A 22,063-nucleotide genomic window follows, 5' to 3' on the forward strand; every position below is an offset into this window, starting at 1 on the left:
TTTAAATTGCAAAATTACTTTATTAAAATGAAATGTAATTATGTAAAGTAAAAAAATTGTAACTTTAAACTACCTTGTCAATAATTTATAAAATCTTATAATTATGAAATATGCTTTCCTCCTTTTTGCTTCTTTAATATTATGTGTTTCCTGTCAAAATAACACTCAAACTGAAGATATAAATCCAATAAATTGGAAAAAAAGAAGTGTTGACTTACCAATGAATGATACTTTAACGAAGGGAAAAAGCTATTTGTCTGTTTATTCTGAAATCTATAGTATTACAGAACATAGAACCATTAACTTAACAGTAACAGTTAGTTTAAGAAATGTAAGTATAAATGAGCCTGTTTATCTTTTAGATGCTTCTTACTACAATACCAAAGGCGATTTAATTAGATCTTACTTTAAAGATCCCGTATTATTAAACCCTTTAGAAACCATTGAAATAATTATTGACGAAAAAGATACTCATGGTGGTTCTGGTGCCAATTTTATTTTCGATTGGGCTTTAAATCATTCTGGTCATGAACCCTTATTTGAAGCAGTTATGATATCTACATCAGGCCAGCAAGGTATTTCGTTCACAACGCAAGGAGTAACATTATAAAAATTTAATTATCAAGGAGTTGAATTAGACACTTGAAGTGATTTCCCATTGTAATATTTTTGTCCATTTAAAGAAAAATCAAGAATATATTCTGCCATCTCTATAGCTGTAGTTGGTGCCACATATCCAGGAAATGCCTCTTCAAGCATTTCTGTTTGTACAGCTCCTAAAGCAAGTACATTAAAACTAGGTCCTGTTTCTTTAAACTCTTCAGCTAGTAATTCTGTAAGTATAATAAGAGCTCCTTTACTAGAGCTGTATGCCGAAAGTCCCGGGAATTTAACACTGCCTTGTATGCCTCCAATAGAACTAATAGTAACTACATGACTGTTTTTTTTCATAAATGGAAGAACAGTTCTTATCATTTCTGAAACACCAAACACATTTGTTTTATAAACCTGCTCAAAATCTGCCATAGTTGTTTCTACAAATGGTTTATTTATTAAGGTTCCTGCATTATTTATTAAAACATCTACCTGCTTCCAGTTTGTATTAATAAATTCTTCGACTTTTTTGTAATCTGATATTTCACAAACATCACAAGAAATAGTGAAAACATTTTTTATCTGAAGCTCACTTATTGGATTTAAATTTCTAGACAATGCTAAAACTTGGTGCCCTTGACTTGCAAATAACTTAACAAGTTCAAACCCTATACCTCTACTTGTCCCTGTAATAATGATGTTTCTAGTCTTCATACAATACTATTTCTTTAGTTGGAGTATTACTCATGACTTCGATTGCTGGAATAATTTTATTGATTAAAGATGCCATATGATTGTAATCTAATTTATCAGCTTCATCATGAACATGATGATAAAAATTATAATTTGATAAATCGCAAGATGAAATGGTTTGACTTGGTAATTTGAATGCCTCATAAAATGGATGATTATCTGAAGCTCTAAACAGTTGATATTGTTTAGCAATTTCAGAAAAACCCACTAAATTACTTCCTACATATTCATTAATTTTTGATGCCATATTAGATAAATCATATCCTGTAATAAAAACTTCATAATCTCTATCTGTAAAAGGAACACCAATCATTTCAAAATTTAACATGGTATATAAATTTACCTCTTCAGCTTTTAATTTACCAGCTAAATGTTTTGAACCTAATAAGCCCATTTCTTCTGCAGAAAATAAAACAAACATCAAACTTCTACCATTCGATTTATTCTCTGAAAAATATTTAGCCATAGCCAAAACAGCACTTGTACCAGCTGCATTATCGTTAGCTCCATTGGCAATTGAATCGTTCTCAACGGCTTTTCCATAACCTATATGGTCGTAATGTGCTCCTATAATAATTAATTCTTCTTTTAGATTTGCATTTTGTCCTTCAAGAAAGCCAACTACATTATATGCATTCTTGTCTCCTACCTTAAAAGAATCTAGATAGGTTTCAAAATATGGTTGTATACCATGTTTGTTAAATTTTTTCTCAATATACATAGCTGCTTTTGCTATCCCTTCTGTTCCTGTATTTCTACCTAGCAACTCATCTGATGATAAATAAGAAACCGTTTCATTTAATTCTAAAGATGTTATTAAACTATTCTTTTTTGAATTAGAAGATGATGCCATAATAACATCATTTTTTGAAGGATTTGGAATAATGTTTTGATTTGGATCATCATTATTCATAACAACTGTCGTTGATTTACATGCTACTAAAAGAAATCCAACTGAAATTAGTATTAAAAAGTGCTTCATGTATTTATATATTTTGGTTTAAAGATAAAAAAAATTGATAGGTATGAAGATGCTTTCTTAACGTTTGTTTATTAGGATAGTTAAGGGGTAATAAGATTTAGCTTAATTCACTAAAAATGATTAAATTGTAGAAAACAAATTTTAATAAATGTCTTCAAGTAAATCTCCAATATATATCATGGTTATTGAGACTAGTAATTTTTTACACAGACTTGAGGCAAATCAGTTTAATTTATTTACTCAAAAGCTTCATAATGGTATTTCTAATTTACTAAAAAAATTTGATGGACGTATTTTAAATCACAACGACAACACCTATGAAGTGACGTTCAATACAGTAACAAACGCTGTTCTATGTGGCTTAAAATTGCGATCTAATTTTAAATACATCACTCCTAAATTTGACAAATCCATTCGAGATTTAAAACTTGGAATAGCAGAAGGTAAATCTAATAACTCCAAATTATTGGCCTCCAGAATGTGTGAAGTGGTTGTGGAGGATAAATTTGTGGTTTCTGAAGCTGTCAAAATTGCATATGAAAAAGAAAACAGAAACAACTTTATTAATAGAGATGATATAAAAATTTTAACGGTTTCTGAAGAGCAGTTTCTAACGCAACTAATGAACTATTTGGAAACCATTTGGAATGATGCAGGTTTTAAAGTTTATAGTTTTAGTGAATCTCTTGGCTTAAGCACCTCACAGTTTTATAGAAAGCTTAAAACATTAACAGGTAAATCCCCAAGTGAATTTTTAAGAAATTATAGACTGAAACAAGCCATGAACATGTTGCATACTAAAAAAGGTAACATTACTGAAATTGCCGAAAAAGCTGGATTTAACAGCCTGACTTATTTCTCAAAATGTTTTAAGGACACGTTTCATATTTTACCTTCAAAGTATCTTCAGCAGCATGCATAAAAAAACCCTATTTCAACTTAATGAAACAGGGTTTATAAATATGTTTTATAAACTACACTCTAAATAGTAATTACACCAACATAGTAACAGGATTTTCTATATATTCTTTTAAAGTTAATAGAAACTCTGAACCAGTTGCTCCATCTACTGTTCTATGGTCGCAAGCCATAGTTAATTTCATAGTATTACCTACAACTATTTGTCCGTTTTTAACTACTGGTTTTTCAACAATAGCTCCAACAGATAAAATAGCTGAATTAGGCTGATTGATTATTGAAGTAAAACTCTCAATTCCAAACATCCCTAAATTAGAAATAGTAAAGGTGCTACCTTCCATTTCTTGAGGTGTTAATTTTTTATTTCTAGCTCTTACTGCATAATCTTTTACTGAAGCTCCAATTTGAGTTAAACTCTGCTCATTGGCAAATTTTACTACTGGAACAACCAAACCATCTGGAACAGCAACAGCTACTCCAATATGAACGTGGTTATTAATTTGCATTCTATCATCAAACCACTGAGAATTAACTTGAGGATGCCTTTTTAATGCTAAAGCACATGCTTTAACAATAATATCGTTGAATGAGATTTTAGTTTCTGGTAACGAATTGTATTGTTGACGGAATGCTATAGCATTCTCCATATCAAACTCCACATTTAAATAATAATGAGGTGCTGTAAATTTAGATTCAGCTAAACGTTTGGCTATTACCTTACGCATTTGCGAATGTTTCACCTCATCAAAATCTTCTTGTCCACTAGGTATAAATTTACCAACTGAAGCAGATGATGTACCTGGAGTGAAATTCTCGATGTCACGTTTTACTATTCTTCCGTTTTCACCAGTTCCTTGTACTTGAGATAGGTTTATTCCTTTTTCTTCGGCCATTTTTTTAGCTAATGGCGAAACAAATATTCTACTTGAATTTGACGTTGAGACTGAAGTTTGAGACTTCTCAGCAGAACTTATACTGAGCGCAGTAGAAGTGCTTGAAGTAACAGTTGTGTCTTTTTTAGTTTCAGCTTTAGGAGTTGTTTCCTCTTTTTTAGCTGAATCACCTTCTGCTTTAAAGTTTTTTGCTACTACAGAAACATCTGTCCCTTTTGGACCAATGATAGCTAAAAGTGAATCTACTTTGGCAGATTCTCCTTCTTGCAATCCAATATGCAATAAGGTTCCTGATTGAAATGACTCAAACTCCATAGTAGCTTTATCTGTTTCAATTTCAGCAAGAATTTCACCTTCCTCAACCGTGTCTCCAACTTTTTTCAACCAAGTTGCAACGGTTCCTTCTTCCATTGTGTCACTTAATCTTGGCATAGTAACTACAGTAACTCCTTCAGGAAGACTCACTTCTTCTTTTGCTTCTGAATTAGATTCTTCGCTATCGCTTTGAACAATATTTACTTTAGATGCATTCTCTGAAACTTTTGGATTGGAGACTAATAACTCAGAAATATCTTCTCCTTTTTCTCCAATAATTGCTAAAAGCTCATCTACTTTAGTAGTTTCTCCTTCTTGTACTCCAATATGTAATAAGATTCCTTCATGAAAAGATTCAAATTCCATTGTAGCTTTATCTGTTTCTATTTCTGCTAAAATATCTCCTTCGCTTACTTTATCTCCAACTTTTTTCAACCAAGTAGCAACAGTACCTTCTTCCATGGTATCGCTTAAACGAGGCATATTTATTATTTCTGCCATAGCTTATATTTTATGTTGAATAAATGGATAATCTTTTTGCTCGTAAACAGCATCGTACATGACGTTTATATCTGGATATGGAGACTCTTCAGCAAATTTTTCACATTCACTTACTAATTCTTTAACGCGTTTATCAATTTTTTTGATCTCTGCTTCAGTAGCATATTTCTTTTCAAGAATAACCTCTTTTACTTGAGTAATAGGATCTATTTTCTTGTATTCTTCTACTTCATCTTTTGTTCTATAATGTTGTGCATCACTCATAGAATGACCTCTATAACGATAAGTCTTTAACTCTAAAAATGTTGGACCATCTCCACGTCTTGCTCTTTTAATAGCTTCATCGAAAGCTTCAGCAACCTTAACAGGATTCATCCCATCCACAGGTCCACAAGGCATTTCGTAACCTTTACCTAATTTCCAAATATCTGTATGGTTTGCAGTACGAGCTACTGAAGTTCCCATAGCATAACCATTGTTTTCACAAACAAAAACTACTGGCAATTTCCAAAGCATGGCCATATTAAAAGTTTCATGAAGCGATCCTTGCCTTGCAGCTCCATCTCCAAAACAACATAAAGTAACTGCGTCTATATTATGATATTTATCTCCAAATGCAATACCAGCTCCTAATGGTATTTGACCTCCTACTATACCATGGCCACCATAAAAACGATGTTCTTTAGAAAAAATATGCATAGAGCCTCCTAAACCTTGAGATGTTCCTGTAGCCTTACCATATAATTCTGCCATAACACGTCTTGGATCAACTCCCATTCCAATTGGTTGGACATGATTTCTATAAGCAGTAATCATTTTATCTTTAGTTAAGTCCATAGCGTGTAAAGCGCCAGCAAGAATAGCTTCTTGTCCATTATATAAATGAAGAAATCCTCTAACTTTTTGTTGAATGTAAACGGCAGCTAGTTTGTCTTCAAACTTTCTCCAGAACAACATATCTTCATACCACTTAAGGTAAACTTCTTTTGTTATTTTTTGCATCTAAATTGTTATTAAGATAATGCTTAAGATTAACCTTATTAAAAACCAACGCGTAATTCCAATATTAATTTGGAATAAGCGAATAGCAAAAATACTACTTTAGTTACTAATGAAAAAACTGTATTTCGTAAATTTTGTTGAGAAACTAATAATTTGTCTGTTAAATATCTTAAAGAACAGATTTATCGAATACCAATGGTAGTAGGTTTGCTAAAGAATGAGACTTCACTACTTTACCAGTTTCACCCATAAAATATATTTCTATTGGAGAATCTTGCTTGACTTCATATTCTGCAATAGCTTGTCTACAAGCTCCACAAGGTGGAATTGGTGTAATGGTTTGATGAATTCTAGAACCAGCAATAATAGCCATTTTTAATATTTTAGCGTCTGGAAATTGAGAACCAGCATAGTATATTGCTGTTCGTTCTGCGCATAAACCTGATGGATATGATGCATTTTCTTGATTACTTCCTAAAACAATTTGATTATTGTCTAATAATATGGCTGCACCTACACTAAACTTTGAATAAGGTGAATATGAATTTTTTCTAGCTTTAACTGCTTGATTCATTAATTCTGAAATATCTGATGGCAACTCTTCTATATTATCGAATACAGTTAATGTTGATTCAATTTTTATTTCTTTCATTCTTTATTATATATACTTAAAGTTAGCAATACTATTTTAGACAAAAAAACTATTGCGTTTGCAATAGTTTTTTTATATCTAATTAATCATAAAAATTAATATTCAGAATAAGCTTCTCTATCTATATTGAAAACTAGTGAGAAACGTAAAGTATTTTCTAATGGGCTTGGTACTTGAGATGCTGAGAATAAGTAAGACAAGTCTAGGCCAATTACATTATATTTAAATCCAGCTCCTATTGAGAAAAATTGTCTTGCACCTTTTTCTGGACTCTCATGAAAATATCCTGCTCTAAATGCAAAAGAGTCTTGATAAGAATATTCTGCGCCAATTGCCCAAGTTACTTCTTGCATTTCTTCGCTAAAGCCTCCTGGAGCATCTCCAAAAGATTGGAACATACCTTTAACAAAGCCAACATCTGGATCTTTTCCTTCAATTATGTAATTGTTGTCTTCACTTATTAATATATCTCCATCAGCTGGTTCGTAAACCCCATCATCATTAACGTCGTCGTATACTAATTGTGTTCCAGTAATTGGAGGAGTTGGTACTAATAATTTTGTGAATTCTGCTGTTAAAGAAACTCTATTATAATCGTCAAGTAAAAAATCGAATCCAGCCCCTAAACGTAGATTTGTAGGCTGAAAGTTTTCTTGTCCTCCTTCATCATACTTAAATTTTGGACCAATATTTTGAATAGCAAATCCAAATCGATATTTTCCATTAAAGCTATTAAATGCTTGTTCTTCGCTTTGATAGAATCCAGAAATATCTACACCAAAAGTACTTGCTGCAGATGTGTCTCCATTTCCATCTGGAATTTTTAAATCGGAATTTAAATAACGCATTGCAACAGACATACCGAACTGATCGCTTAATCTTAATGCATAAGACACATCAAAAGTAAACTCGTTAGGACTCTGTATTAATGGTGTTTGGTTTTCATCTTCAACAAATTCTATATCACCTAAAGAAAAGTATCTAAAACTCGCAGCAAATGAGCTTCTTTCATTTATTCTATTAAAATAAGTAAGGCTTCCTAAAAATATATCGTTTACTAATTTACTTAAATATGGTGTATAACTAATAGCAACTCCTTGTTTGGTTTCTGAAAACACATATTTTGAAGAATTCCATTGCTGAGAAAATCCATCTACAGATGTTGCAACTCCCATATCTCCCATGGATGCTGCACGAGCATCTGAAGCGATTAATAAAAAAGGTACTCCTGTTGTTATAACTCGTGAATCGTAAGGATCTGGAGTGATTTCTTCAACTATGTTTTGTGATTGTATTTGAGTTGCAAAAAATAATGCTGATAACATTAATATTGATTTCTTCATAAATTCTATTTATTTAACAAATATATATTTTTATTATAGTATAACAAGTTTCTCTATTTTTTCGACGGTTTTATTTAACGTAGCAGATCTTACTGTAAGTTTATAAATATAAACTCCTTTACCTATTTTGTCTCCAAAATCGTCTCTTCCATCCCATATAATTTCTCTAGATAAGGATGAAGCTCCATTATTACAACATTCACCACTGTTTGTTTGCCCACTTAAGGTTCTAACTATTTTACCTGTAACAGTGAATATTTGAACTAAAACGTCTAAAGGTTCCGAACTATTGTGGTTAAACCAAAATTCTGTGTAATTAACAAAAGGATTTGGATAATTTAAAACATTATCGATAACCAACTCTTGATTCTCGTCAAACACCACAAATTGTATTTCAGTTGTGGATGAATTATTATAAACATCCCAAGCTTTTATTGTTAATGTGTGCATTCCTGCTTCTAAATCTCTTAAGGGATAAGTAACAACTCCTCTTTGGTAATCGTCTAGTTCTGTTTGATAATAATCATTTAACACATAAGGATTGGCTTCATCTCCATCAAGAATTCCAACAATATCATGACCAATGCCACTAGCTGTATTAATACCATTATCATCTTGCAGTTTTAATATAAGACTTGGTGAGCTATTTGTTATACCTCCAGAAACAAAACTTTCATCATTCATATATGCATTAATTACAGGGCCAATATTATCCTCTTCTGCATTTTCATTCAATCCACCTATTTGAACTTGACCTACACTTGCTCCAGTGTGGTCAATAAGTTGATTTTGTTTTTTTGCGTAAAAACTAACCTTACCAAACCCAACTGGAATACCAATATCTCGGGGAACTACAAATTCTATATCGAATTGGCCATTAGTTATAGATGATTGCCCTCTAAAAATAATAGCTCCAAGAGTTTCAAAATCCATGATAATTACCTGCCCACTATCTCTGGTTCCGTCATTTCCTAGGGTTTGTCTATCAATTTTTTTATCATAAATAGTTGACGAAAGTATACCGTTAAAATCACTCATAACATTTCCTGATGCATCAAGTACTTCTCCAGACAACTTAACGCGTCCTAATGCTTGAAGCACATCAGTTGTTCCTGTAATTGGAGTATCATTTATTTTTGTTAAAACAATATTAGGCTTAGGGAAGGCTAATTTCATAGCAGGATCTCCTATAAAAAACACCAGTCTTCTTTGACCTCCATTTGAAATTGCTGGATTATTTTTTGTAAGTCGCAATGCTTCAGCCATGCTTGGGTATTCGTTATCAGGAATATTATCATTTTCACTATATGAGAATAGATATTCCTCCAAAATCGTATTAAAAGTAACTCCTACATTTACATAAATTTGCCTAGTAGTTGTTATTAAACCAATAGCTCCACCCTCTTTATTCCAATACGTATATTCTCCAGCTGTTGGACGAATTGGATTATCGAATTTGGTAAACTCACAAGTTACAGTTACAAAACAATTAAGTTTACAAACATTATTTAATTCCTGTGCATCTGGTTTTTCGAAAATTCGCTCGTGGGCTAAACCATCTTCACCTCCATGTCCAAAATAATTAACAACTAGCGCTCCTGTTTCTAAAGCATTTTTTATGGCAGTATTTACTGTTGGGTATCTATCTCCTCCAGCTGAAGACTCCTGTTGAAAGGCATCTGAATGTATTTTAGTAACATTTATAAATGGTTTTTTGGCAGTCACCACATTCCCAATAGAATCTGTGGTTACCTGAAGTATTTTCTCCCAAGATTCATCTACATCGTCTGATATAACAACAAAATTATTTCTCCAACTACCAAAAGAAGATTCAATATAATATCTTTCAACTTTATCTACCATGTCTTTAGCTCTTTGGTAAGAATCTGCTAAAATTCTACCAACTGCTAAATCTAATTTATCTGAAATATCCATGGATCCTTCATTAAAATCCATCATGCCATAAAAATCGTCTGAAACAAACGAACTGGTTAAATTAAAACTATTGTAAGCATGCCAAGAAGGAACAATATTCGTGTTATTTGGAATTCTATCTTTATAATCGAATGATCCATCACCAAATAAACATACATACTTAATTCTTTTATCTGGTGTACTAGCATTATCATAAATATATTTTACAAAATTTCTAATGGCCCCAATATCTTGATTCCCTGTACTAAACTCTGAATATATTTTATACAATGGAACAACCTTCACATTTAATTGATTAACATTTCTATTAATTTGAGCCAACCTTTCAGCTTGATTCATGTAACTATTTGGAGTAATAATTAAATAATCTATATCTTTAAATTGCCCTTGTGAATCTTGAAAAATAGTCCCTTTTAAATCCTGATTATTAACTGTTTTATAAGCACCAATAGTTGGTTCATAATAATTTAAAGGTGTAACAATGGCATAGTATTTTAATGACCCTAATGAAGATGCAAAACTGATGTTAGAACTATTATCTGAGTTTACAAGATTGGTGACATTATAAATATCTGTTACATTCCATATTTCAGATACTTGAGACGTATTTGTTAGATTATATTGACCAATCCCAGACATTTGTGAAACAGCATTATTTCTAAATGTATATTGATTACCAGAAAAATTTAACATTCTTGTAGCCTCAATTGATATATAATCTATATAAGCTAAAGCTGAAGGAATCCCTCCATCATTATGTGTTAAACTAACTGATAAATTTGAAGAATTAACAAGAATATTGTCATCAAAACTATTCTCTTGAGCAAGATTAGAATCTGTAATTGCTGGCAATGATAAAGAAACTATATTATTTCCATTAATTGCAATCTGCATGCTAGTTGCTATTTCAGAAGTAGAACCAAGAAAAACTTTGAAATTTATTGGTTCTGTAGTAACTAAATCTGGAAAAGAAAAATCGAAGGTTTTAGTGTCTTCAATATCGAATTTATCACCAAACCATCTTCTTCCAACACTTACTAAGTTATATTCGTCCTTTTCATGAAATTTATAATCTTGAAAGGTATCAATGGTTATGTCAATAGGTCCAGAAGGTTGAACAAAAGGTTGTATTCTTTTCCCATGACCAGAACTTATATTAATATAGTAATAAGTTTTATCTGTATAACAGTTTAAATTAGTATTACTTCCTTGGTTATATCCTTTTGGTCCTTGTCCATAAAAAAGTATGTAATCAGTATCATTAAAAACACCATCGGTTTCACCAATAATCTTAATAGCATTTTCTTGCACATCTATAGGGTAAGGCTCAGAATTAGCATAAGGAATCATTCTTCCGCCATTTCCATATAATTTTATAGTTCTTGGATCTATGTTATCTATATTGATTCCTAAATCTGCCAGAAAATCTTTTGTAATTTTAAAAACTCCAGTTTTATCTATTTGAAATTTATACCATTGACCACTACTCAAAACAGAATTTGTAATTACTCGATTATTATAAGTATTATTAGTTTGTAATCTTCCATTTGTATAAGAAATAGAAAATGATGTAACTTTCTTATACAAACCTTGACTTGATTTAACTATAGGTGATAAAACAAAATAAGCATAATATGTATTCCTTGCTATTGAAGTTTTTAAACTATAAGTCAATTCACTTGGAATTGTTTCAATATTTAAATCCTTTAAATCAGCTTTAGAAATAGTTGTATACTGAACATTAGATACTAAAACTGAGTTTTCATCCACAGCCTGTGAAATAGGCCACTGAGATACAAATTGTAGACCTTCGTTTAAATTATAATTAAAATTCTCTTCATTAAATGAAGGTAGTATTAACTTAAAACTTTCTGTAGATAACACTTTATTTCCTTCCCATCTAATTTCAAATTGCTTTTGTTGGGAATAGGTTAAAAATGTGACAAAAAGTAATAGGGATAATAATTTCTTTTTCATTGAATAAATAACGTGAATAATTGCTTGATATTATTAAAGAGTAAACAATTTTAAATAAACGTTTCAAAATTACAATAATAATTTATAAAAATGTGCGTTATTTAAACACAAAATAGAAGTTAAAAACGCAAAAATCATCGTTGTAACGTATAATAAATAGGATGAAATGCGTATTTTTTTAATCAATTTTTGCTTTTTAACTTGTAATATTCGCTATATTTCTTATATTGCGTCACCAAAAACATGATAAGCTTACTTAAAAGTATGGATATGAAAAAAGTAATAGCATTTAAGATATTGTTAGTATTAACAATTTCTATAACAACAGTTGGTTGTAAAAGATCATCAAGTTCAAATAGCTCTAGAGCTACTGGTTGGGATATAAACTCCAGAGATGGAGGTTTCCAATACAATACTCAATTTAAAGAACAAGAAACTGCTCCAGGTTTAGTTTTTGTAGAAGGTGGAACTTTTACAATGGGTAAAGTTCAAGACGATGTTATGCACGACTGGAACAATACACCAAATCAACAACACATTCAGTCATTCTATATGGATGAAACTGAAGTAACCAACAAAATGTATATGGAATACCTTGATTGGTTAAAAAGAATTTATCCTCCAACAGAAGATAACTACAAAGCTATATACAATGGTGCACTTCCAGACACATTAGTTTGGAGAAATAGATTAGGTTATAACGAAGTTATGACTGAAAACTATTTGCGTCATCCTGGTTATGGTGAGTATCCTGTAGTTGGTGTAAGCTGGATTCAAGCTGTAGAATTTGCTAGCTGGAGAACAGATCGTGTAAACGAAATGTACTTAGAAGATGCTGGTTACATTACTAGAGATGCTAAAATTGCTGCAACAACAGGAGAAACATTTAATACCAATACCTACATAATGGCTCCAACCCAAGTATATGGAGGTAACGATAGTCTTACTAACCCAGAAAACACTCGAAGAAGAGTTAACACAACTGCTTCTGGAGATACAACTGGTGTTTACGCTGGTAGAGAAACAGGAATTATTTCTCCTAGCTATAGATTACCAACTGAAGCTGAATGGGAATATGCTGCTTTAGGCTTAACAGAATTACGTAATTACAATATTTACAGAGGTAGAAAAAAATACCCTTGGGATGGACAATACACGCGTTCAGGAAAACGTCAAGTTAGAGGTGATCAATTGGCTAACTTCAAACAAGGTAATGGAGATTATGGTGGAATAGCTGGATGGTCTGATGATGGTGCAGATATTACTAACGAAGTAAAAAAATATGAACCAAATGATTTTGGTTTATATGACATGGCTGGAAACGTTGCCGAATGGGTAGCTGATGTTTACAGACCTATTGTTGACGACGAGTTTAACGACTTTAACTATTATCGTGGAAATGTTTACACTAAAAATGCTATTAATGAAGATGGAACAGTTAAAATTGTAACTACAGACGAAATTGTTTTCGATACTTTACCTAATGGAAAAGTTATTGCTAGAGATTTACCTGGTGAAATTTCGCAAGTTGCAGTAGACGAAGACGAAACATATTTAAGACAAAACTTCGATAGAAGTGATAATAGAAACTTTAGAGATGGAGACAGACAATCATCTCGTCAATACAGAGAAAGTTTTAGTGAAGAAGATGGTGTTGCAACTGAATCTTCAATGACTGGTAAAATGTATAATTCTCCTAAACACAATGTTGATGTAGATGATTCTACAGGTGCATTAATAAGAGAATACGATAAATCTAATAAGAGAACATCTTTAATTAACGACGAAGTTCGTGTGTACAAAGGTGGTTCTTGGAAAGATAGAGAATACTGGTTAGATCCTGCTCAAAGACGTTACTTCCCACAAACTATGGCTACAGATTATATTGGCTTTAGATGTGCAATGTCAAGAGTTGGCTCTAAATCTAAAAGCAAGAACAAAACAAAAAATTAAGAATATTTATATCTTTTAAAAAAGTCCTAACAATTAGTTAGGACTTTTTTTATACTTTTATTTTATGAATATAGAACAACTGCACACACTCTTTTTAAAACATCCATCTGTTTCTACAGACACGAGAAAAATTTCTAAAAACGATTTGTATTTTGCCCTTAAAGGTGACAACTTTAATGGTAACGCATTTACTAAACAAGCTTTAGAAAATGGTGCTTCCTATTGTATTATAGACGAAGAGGAATTTGCTACAAACAAGCAATGTATTGTGGTTGAAGATGTATTAACAACATTACAGGAATTAGCAACTTTTCATAGAAAATATTTAAAGTTACCTATTATTGCTTTAACTGGAAGTAATGGTAAAACAACTACCAAAGAGTTAATTCATGCAGTACTTTCAAAAAAATTCAAAACCTCTGCAACTATTGGCAATCTTAACAACCATATTGGCGTGCCTTTAACTCTTTTAAAAATGACTAATACCACTGAAATTGGTATTGTTGAAATGGGAGCCAATCATAAAAAAGAAATTGAGTTTTTATGCAACATTGCCTTACCAGATTATGGTCTAATTACCAATTTCGGGAAAGCACATTTAGAAGGTTTTGGAAGCGTTGAAGGCGTTATTGAAGGAAAATCGGAGCTCTATAAACATCTTATTACTCATAAGAAAACCATTTTTGTCAATTCTAACGATCCTATTCAGTTAGAAAAAAGCAAAGCAGCTAAAACCATTACTTTTGGTACTAGCAAAATGGATGATTTTATTATTCATTTTAAAAGTGCCCAACCAAATGTAAGCGTTACTTTTAATAATATTGAAATAAACAGCCAGCTAATTGGCGAATATAATTTCAATAATATTTCTGTAGCTATTGCCATTGGCGCATATTTCAAAGTAGAAGAAAATCTAATTAAAGACGCCATTGAAAAATATGTTCCACAAAACAATAGATCTCAAATAGTTGAAAAAGGTGCTATCAAAATTATTTTGGATGCCTACAATGCTAATCCTTCAAGTATGACAGTTGCCTTGCAAAATTTCGAAAAATTACAAGCTAAAAATAAAATAGCCATTCTTGGTGATATGTTCGAATTAGGTCAAGATGCCAAAAAAGAACACATAGCTATTGCAGAACTGGCTAATTCATTAAAATTATCAAAAGTTATTTTTATAGGTGAAAATTTTCATGATGCCATTCCAAAAAGCAATGAAACATATAAAACGTTCAACAATTTTAAAGAGCATTTCAAATTAGACACTTTAAAAAATACCACTTTATTAATAAAAGGTTCTCGTGGCATGGCTTTGGAGCGTATTCTTGAGTTGTTATAAACAGATTGGAATTATTATATTAACTTCACTTTCTATTATTAGTATATATAATCTAAGACTTATTCCATTGAAAATTATTGTGTACTTATTCTTTTTGGCATTCATTTTAAGTTGTAATCAAACAACAAAAACGGTTCCTTTTGAACCCCAAGAAACAGCACTTGCTCTTAGTCAAGATATTCTAGATTATCGAATAACACCAAAGGATTCCTCGGATAGATCTGGATTCATGTTTTCCGATCAAGGCTCATGGTTTGCCTACAGCCTCCCTAAAACAACTAAAAATAATATTGGTTTTTCTGGACCTTTTTTAATGACACAAGAAAATGGAGTTTGGAGTAGTCCTATTTTATCAAATTTATCTTTATCGACCCAACAATCTAAAGATCAATTAATTCATTTTAATAATGATTTGGTTGAGCAACATAGTTATTCAAGTCACCTTTCACAGCTCTTTAGAAACTCAGAAATAGAATTAAAGCAAGAACTTGTTTATATTTCTGGACATACAGCTTTACAAAGAACAACCATTACAAATAATAGCAAAAGAGAAATTCCAATTCAAGCCAAAATTCATGGGCAAGTTTTTGATATAGGAATGAAACTTTACAACGAAAACGGTCTTATTAAATTAGTTTCCAAAAATTCTGAAGCCATAGGTTACATTCAATTAGCAGAAGACATTGAAAAAATAGATATATCTAATGAAAACACGTATTACTCACTTCAACTTAAAGAATTTAATTTACAGCCTGGTGAATCTAAAGAAATCATCATTTCACAGACCTTTATTTTTCCAGAATATTCTTGGGACTTAGAAAAAAAGTTCATTGCCAAAACTAACTTCGATTCTATTCTAAAAGTTCGTCAACTTGAAAAAGAGATACAATTAAAAGGCATTCTTGATAATCGGGATTCAACCTTTAATGACACAATTTATGCTGAAGTATTAATAAAAGCACATCTAACGCTTCAAAATAATTGGCGAATAGCTGCAGGAGCTCTAAAACACGAAGGTCTTTTCCCAAGTTATCATTACCAATGGTTTAATGGCTTTTGGGCTTGGGACTCATGGAAACATGCTGTTGGCTTATCATATTTCAATATTCCTTTAGCAAAAAACCAAATGCGCGCCATGTTTGATTTTCAACTTGAAAATGGCTTTATTCTAGATTGTATTTTTAGAGATACTACAATTGAAGCGCATAATTATAGAGATACGAAGCCTCCACTTGCTGCATGGGCAGTTTCTGAAATACACAAAAAGGACAAAGATTTAAGCTTTTTAAAAGAGTTTTATCCGAAGCTTAAAAAATATCATTATTGGTGGTATAAAGAAAGAGATCATGACCAAGATGGTCTATGCGAATTTGGTTCTACCGATGGAAGTTTAATTGCCGCTAAATGGGAAAGTGGTATGGATAATGCTATTCGTTTCGATGATTCTAAAATTCTAAAAAATGCTGAAAACGCATATTCTCTTGATCAAGAAAGTGTTGACTTAAATGCTTATCTCTATGCTGAAAAAATATATTTAAGCGAAATAGCTTTGATATTAGATCGTCCTTTAGATAGCAAGAAATTTACCTCAGAAGCGATTCAATTAAAACAAAAAATTCAGTCCCAATTTTATGATCCTAATGATAAATGGTTTTACGACACCAATTTAGAAGGCACAGTATTTATTAAAGGTGAAGGTAGTGAAGGTTGGACAGCACTTTGGGCAAACGCAGCAACCCAAGAACAAGCAGAAGAAGTAAAAAATATAATGATGCAACCTGAAAAGTTTTTCACTAAAGTTCCCTTTCAGACAATGAGCGCAGATCACCCAAAGTTTAATCCGTTAAATGGATATTGGAGAGGTCCAAACTGGTTAGATCAAGCCTATTTTGGTGTTAAAGGATTACGGAATTACGGTTTTAATATAGAAGCCGATAAAGCCACCATTCAAATAATAAATAGTGCAGATGGACTTTTAGAAAAAGGGAAATCTATTAGAGAAAATTACCACCCTATTACAGGAGAAGGTTTAAATGCTGAAAATTTTAGTTGGAGTGCAGCTCACATCATCATGCTATTATTAAAAGATTAACTTCTAACAAATAATAATTTAAGATTTTAAAATAGATGTTTTATGCATATATTTAACTTTCATTGAATACAAATAACAAACTTCATATTATGAAACTCATAAATTCCTTATACCTTTCGCTTTTTGTTTTCTTAATTATTGGCTGTAAAACATCACAAACTGCTGTTACAACAGATTATAATCCTTCAACTTTTGAAAAATTGGCCAGCATGGAACATGTTGTAAGTATAGAAAAAAAAGATTTAGTAAGTCATTTCGATGAGAATTATGAGATCTGGTTCGAACAACCTATCGACTATAACAACTTGTCCAAAGGCACTTTTAGACAACGTGTTTTACTTGGTTTCGAAAATCCAACACAGCCTGTTATTGTTGAACTTCATGGTTATGGTATTGGCTCTGGAAAGGCTGGAGAATTGGCCAATCATTATAAAGCAAATCAAATAAACATCGAGCATCGTTACTTTAATAATTCTCGCCCAGAGAACATAGATTGGAATACATTAACAGTAGAGAATGCAGCTAAAGATCAAGCAAGAATTATAGATGCTATTAGAAAAGCGTTATATCCTAATACTAAGTTTATTTCTACTGGTATTTCTAAAGGTTGTCAAACAACCATGTTGCATCGTAGATATTTTCCAGAAAATGTAGATGCTTGTGTTTGCTATGTTGGCCCTCTTAATTTTGAACGTGAAGACCCAAGGGTTTACGAGTTTTTAAATAATGTAAGCACTCAAGAAAACAGAGATAAAGTAAAAGCTTTCCAAGAGTTATGTTTTGAAAATAGAGCATCTCTTTTAGAAATGATGAAAGCAGCAGGAAAAGAAAAAGACATGTCTTGGGAATTTGGTGTTGATAAAGCCATAGATTATACCATTCTGGAATATTCTTTTGCATTCTGGCAATGGGGAACACCAATTGAAAGTATTCCTGCTGAAAATGCAACAGCCGAAGAGATATACAATCATCTTATTAGTGTTGTTGGTTATGGCTTTTTTGAAGAAAAAGCTGTTGAAGGTTTACAACCTTACTTCTGGGCTGCATTAACACAACAAGGCATTTATGGCTATGAAACAGCACCTTTTAAAGAATATTTAAATACCGAAGAAATATATAAATTCGAATGGGCTTTCCCTGAAGGCATTACCAAAGAATTCGACCCAGTTCCAATGCAGGAAATACAAACATTTCTTGACAATTCGGCTGAAGACATGCTTTTTATTTATGGAGAATATGATGCTTGGAGTGCTACTGCAGTTGAGCTAGAAGATGATGCATCAAAAAGAGAGGTTTATAAATTTGTGCAACCTAAAGGAAGTCATACTACAAGAATAAAAAGTTTTAGTCCTGAAACACAAAAAGAAATCTACGACATAATTGATGGTTGGTTAAAAGAATAACATATCTATTTAGGTACTAAATTATCCAATATCAATACCAATTTCACCGATTTGTTACCATTATGTAATTAGAATTCAAATTTTGGTTACCTTTAAATTATGGATAATATTTTACAAATTGGAGACTCTTTTATTGAGCAAAACACTATTTTTTCTGAATTAATTCAAGAATTAAATCAGAGTTTTTCTAACAGCAATGTTATTGTTCCCCTACGTCATCATCACGATTTTCCAAATCCTAAAGTAGACTCAGACTCGACACTTTTATTAATGCCTGCTTGGAATCCCAGTAAAATTGCAGGTGTAAAAATAGTTACTGTTAGCCCAGAAAACAGTCAATTCGATTTGCCTTCAATTCAAGGTACCTATATTTATTTTGACGCACTAAAAGGAAGTGTTAAAGCCATAATAGAAGCTAAAAGTTTGACCGTTAAACGTACGGCTGCAGCTTCGGCTTTAGCTTCATCTTATCTATCAAGGAAAGATTCAAAATCCATGCTAATGATTGGCACAGGTGCTTTATCCATAAACCTAATTAAAGCACACGTTTCAGTTAGACCTATAGAAAATGTGTATCTCTGGGGAAGAAACATCAATAAAGCTGAAGCAATTGCAGCTGAACTAAAAAACGAAAAATTCAATGTTTACCCTATTCAATCTATTGAAGAGAAGATTTCTGAAGTTGATATTGTTTCTTGTGCCACCTTATCTAAAACACCTTTAGTATTAGGCGCTTATTTAAAACCTGGACAGCATATCGATTTAGTTGGAGCCTACAGACCTACTATGAGAGAAGCAGATGATGATACCATTAAAAAAACATCTGTATTTATCGATACCTATCAAGGTGGATTAAAAGAAAGTGGTGATATTTTTATTCCATTACAAAGTGGTGTTCTAAAAGAAAAAGACATTAAAGCAGATTTGTTTGAGCTTTGCTCAAATCAGAAATCGGGAAGAAAGAATAATGAAGAAATAACTTTATTTAAGTCTGTGGGTCATTCACTTGAAGATTTAACAGCTGCTACTTATTATTATAACAAATTTAAAAATGAATAACACGTACCAAAATATTCTTAATAAAACCAATTTTAAACCTAATAGCAATTGGCTTCAAATAAAAACCATTGACATGCATACAGGTGGAGAGCCACTTCGTGTCATTCTTGATGGTTTTCCAGAATTAAAAGGAAATTCTGTTTTAGAATATCGTAGATATTGTCAACAAAATTTCGACCATTTACGGACTGCTTTAATGTTTGAACCTCGTGGTCATGCAGACATGTATGGTTGTATTTTAACACCTCCAAACGATAATGAAGGCGATTTTGGGATTATTTTTTTACACAACGAAGGCTACTCCACCATGTGTGGTCATGCCATTATTGCTATCTCAACTTTGGCTGTAGAAATGAATTGGATAGACGTAAAAGAAGGTAATAATATCTTAAAGATTGATGCACCTTGTGGTAGAATCACTTCTTTTACTCATGTTGAAAATGAAAAAGTTACTGGTGTCAAATTTCATTGTGTGCCAAGTTTTGTAGTTAGTTTAGATAATAAAGTGAATGTAGATGGCATTGGAGAAGTAACTTATGACCTAGCTTATGGAGGTGCTTTTTACGCCTATGTGGATATGGCTAAAAATAATTTTGATTTTGATTTAAAACCTGAATCCTATCGCTCATTAATTTCAAAAGGCATGGATATTAAACATGCTGTCATGAAAAATGACAAAGAGATTACTCATCCATTTGAAGAAGATTTAAGCTTCCTTTATGGCACCATTTTTATAGATAATAAACAACAAGAGTCTGGAATAGATAGTCGTAATGTCTGCATTTTTGCGGAAGGCGAAGTCGACAGATGCCCAACAGGTTCTGGTGTTTCGGGAAGAATGGCTATTCATAAAGCTAGAAATGAAATCACTTACGGAGAAGAAATGACTATAGAAAGTATTACCGACTCTGTGTTTAAAGGCTCCATTATATCTGAAGAAAATTATGGGCCTTTTAAAGCTGTTATTCCACAAGTTGAAGGAACAGCTCATATAGCAGGAATGCATACTTTTGTTATCGATCCTAATGATCCTATGAAAAATGGATTTATATTAAGATAAAGAATTCATTAAGGCTTCAATCTCATTGATTTCTATTGGCATAGCTTCTGTTAAGTTGATGTTCCCGTCTTTGGTTATTAGATAATCGTTTTCCAAACGGCAACCAATTCCTTCTTCAGGAATATAGATTCCTGGTTCGCAAGTTAAAACCATTCCAGGTTCGAGAGCTCGAGAATATAAACCAACATCATGCACATCCAACCCAATATGATGCGCTGTGCCATGCATAAAATATTTTTTATACATAGGTTTCTCTGGATTTTGATTGGCAACATCTTCGGCCTTAAGTAAACCTAATTTTATGAGTTCGGTTTCAACCAATTTAGCCATTTGTGTTTCATAATCTGAAGATAAAACACCAGGTTTCAACAATTTGCTTCCTTCTTTCAAACAATGTAAAACAGCACTGTAAACCTCTTTTTGTCTTTCAGTAAACCTACCGTTTACTGGAAAACATCTGGTTGTATCACTATTGTAATTGGCATAACAAACGCCAAAATCCAATAAAATCATATCTCCAGATTTACAAACAGCATCATTGGTGTTATAATGAAGTGCGCAGGCATTCTTCCCAGAAGCCACAATAGGCTTAAAGGCATGACGTGTGGCACCAGATTTTATTAAATTATAAGATAATTCGGCTTCTAGCTCGTATTCCTTCATGTTTGGTTTACATGCTTTCAAGACACGCTTAAAAGATTCCACGCTAATATTAGCTGCTTGTTGTATTAAAGCAATTTCTTCTTCTGATTTAATAAGCCTTAAATCTCGAGTGATTTTTGCTGCTCGATGATACTCATGCAAAGGATATTTTTCCTTGCACCAAAGAATCATTCGGTCTTGTTGCGTTTGTTGATTATGGGTCACACGTTTAATGTGTTCATTATGTCCCAAATAAATTCCATCGGCTTCAAAAGCCATTAATTGCAAGACTTTTTCAAAATCTTGAATCCATTCTACACGTTTTATACCTGAAATTTTGGTCGCTTGTTCTTTGGTTAATTTGTCACCATCCCAAATTTTAATTTGTTCATTGGTTTCTTTAACAAACAAGATTTCACGATTCTCCTTTTTAATAGCATCAGGATAAAGTACCAAAAGAGTTTCCTCTTGATCAATCCCACACAGATAAAACAAATCGTTGTTTTGGGTGAAGCCCATGATATCGTCTGCATTGTTATGCTTCACATCATTTGAAGTTAGAATAGCTAACGTATTAGCCTTCATTCTAGCAGTAAAATTGTTTCGGTTTTTTATGAATAGGCTATTTGGAATCTGGTTGTAACGCATAT

At 32.1% G+C, this 22,063-nt stretch carries 16 protein-coding genes; 8 read left to right on the forward strand and 8 right to left on the reverse strand.

Translation table 11 applies throughout. The annotated features are described in order from the left end of the window. The first annotated feature begins 103 nt into the window (after positions 1-103). Positions 104-610, forward strand: a complete 507-nt coding sequence (locus tag LX78_RS10745) for a DUF3124 domain-containing protein (protein ID WP_109682668.1) — start codon at positions 104-106, stop codon at positions 608-610. 11 nt (positions 611-621) lie between these two features. On the opposite strand, the gene LX78_RS10750 is transcribed toward LX78_RS10745, so the two are convergent. Next, positions 622-1,308: an SDR family NAD(P)-dependent oxidoreductase gene (locus tag LX78_RS10750; protein ID WP_109682669.1), complete on the reverse strand. Its 687-nt coding sequence runs from the start codon at positions 1,306-1,308 to the stop codon at positions 622-624. Next, a complete protein-coding gene (locus LX78_RS10755) occupies positions 1,298-2,329 on the reverse strand; it encodes a M28 family peptidase (protein ID WP_245881517.1) in 1,032 nt (343 codons plus the stop codon). Before LX78_RS10755 ends, LX78_RS10750 begins: the two co-directional genes overlap by 11 nt. Before the next feature lie 148 nt (positions 2,330-2,477). Between LX78_RS10755 and LX78_RS10760 the strand changes: the two genes are divergently transcribed. Further along, the gene (locus LX78_RS10760; protein ID WP_109682670.1) at positions 2,478-3,251 is read left to right on the forward strand and encodes a helix-turn-helix domain-containing protein; all 774 of its coding nucleotides are present in this window, start codon (positions 2,478-2,480) and stop codon (positions 3,249-3,251) included. Positions 3,252-3,321: 70 nt separating this feature from the next. Here LX78_RS10760 and LX78_RS10765 read toward each other — a convergent pair whose 3' ends face one another. From LX78_RS10765 to porU, 5 genes are all read right to left on the reverse strand, one after another. Beyond that, positions 3,322-4,956, reverse strand: coding sequence for a pyruvate dehydrogenase complex dihydrolipoamide acetyltransferase (locus LX78_RS10765; protein ID WP_109682671.1), 1,635 nt, complete (start codon positions 4,954-4,956; stop codon positions 3,322-3,324). A gap of 3 nt (positions 4,957-4,959) precedes the next feature. Continuing rightward, positions 4,960-5,958, reverse strand: a complete 999-nt coding sequence (gene pdhA, locus LX78_RS10770; RefSeq protein ID WP_109682672.1) for a pyruvate dehydrogenase (acetyl-transferring) E1 component subunit alpha — start codon at positions 5,956-5,958, stop codon at positions 4,960-4,962. 169 nt (positions 5,959-6,127) lie between these two features. Beyond that, positions 6,128-6,610, reverse strand: coding sequence for a cytidine deaminase (cdd, locus tag LX78_RS10775; protein WP_109682673.1), 483 nt, complete (start codon positions 6,608-6,610; stop codon positions 6,128-6,130). 95 nt (positions 6,611-6,705) lie between these two features. Next, positions 6,706-7,953: a type IX secretion system outer membrane channel protein PorV gene (porV, locus tag LX78_RS10780; protein WP_109682674.1), complete on the reverse strand. Its 1,248-nt coding sequence runs from the start codon at positions 7,951-7,953 to the stop codon at positions 6,706-6,708. A 33-nt stretch (positions 7,954-7,986) separates the two neighbouring features. Next, complete coding sequence (gene porU, locus LX78_RS10785; protein WP_109682675.1) at positions 7,987-11,865, reverse strand: type IX secretion system sortase PorU; 3,879 nt, start codon at positions 11,863-11,865, stop codon at positions 7,987-7,989. Positions 11,866-12,129: 264 nt separating this feature from the next. Between porU and gldJ the strand changes: the two genes are divergently transcribed. The 6 genes from gldJ (at position 12,130) to LX78_RS10815 (ending at position 20,771) form a co-directional block, all read left to right on the forward strand. Further along, a complete protein-coding gene (gldJ, locus tag LX78_RS10790; RefSeq protein ID WP_185117711.1) occupies positions 12,130-13,818 on the forward strand; it encodes a gliding motility lipoprotein GldJ in 1,689 nt (562 codons plus the stop codon). Positions 13,819-13,882: 64 nt separating this feature from the next. Beyond that, the gene (locus tag LX78_RS10795; protein ID WP_109682676.1) at positions 13,883-15,157 is read left to right on the forward strand and encodes a UDP-N-acetylmuramoyl-tripeptide--D-alanyl-D-alanine ligase; all 1,275 of its coding nucleotides are present in this window, start codon (positions 13,883-13,885) and stop codon (positions 15,155-15,157) included. 67 nt (positions 15,158-15,224) lie between these two features. After that, positions 15,225-17,249 (forward strand): MGH1-like glycoside hydrolase domain-containing protein, encoded by a 2,025-nt coding sequence (locus tag LX78_RS10800; protein ID WP_245881518.1) that lies wholly within the window; start codon positions 15,225-15,227, stop codon positions 17,247-17,249. Positions 17,250-17,338: 89 nt separating this feature from the next. Continuing rightward, on the forward strand, positions 17,339-18,652 hold the full coding sequence (locus tag LX78_RS10805; protein ID WP_109682677.1) for a S28 family serine protease: 1,314 nt from the start codon (positions 17,339-17,341) through the stop codon (positions 18,650-18,652). A 99-nt stretch (positions 18,653-18,751) separates the two neighbouring features. Beyond that, positions 18,752-19,711 (forward strand): bifunctional Delta(1)-pyrroline-2-carboxylate/Delta(1)-piperideine-2-carboxylate reductase, encoded by a 960-nt coding sequence (gene lhpI / locus LX78_RS10810; protein WP_109682678.1) that lies wholly within the window; start codon positions 18,752-18,754, stop codon positions 19,709-19,711. Continuing rightward, positions 19,704-20,771: a proline racemase family protein gene (locus tag LX78_RS10815; protein WP_109682679.1), complete on the forward strand. Its 1,068-nt coding sequence runs from the start codon at positions 19,704-19,706 to the stop codon at positions 20,769-20,771. Before lhpI ends, LX78_RS10815 begins: the two co-directional genes overlap by 8 nt. Here the strand turns inward: LX78_RS10815 and LX78_RS10820 are convergent. Beyond that, the gene (locus tag LX78_RS10820; protein WP_109682680.1) at positions 20,763-22,061 is read right to left on the reverse strand and encodes an aminopeptidase P family protein; all 1,299 of its coding nucleotides are present in this window, start codon (positions 22,059-22,061) and stop codon (positions 20,763-20,765) included. The two genes, LX78_RS10815 and LX78_RS10820, sit on opposite strands and share 9 nt — an antisense overlap. Positions 22,062-22,063 lie beyond the last annotated feature (2 nt).

The sequence above is a fragment of the Xanthomarina spongicola genome (genome assembly GCF_003148645.1).
In the GTDB taxonomy this organism is placed as follows: Bacteria; Bacteroidota; Bacteroidia; order Flavobacteriales; family Flavobacteriaceae; genus Xanthomarina; species Xanthomarina spongicola.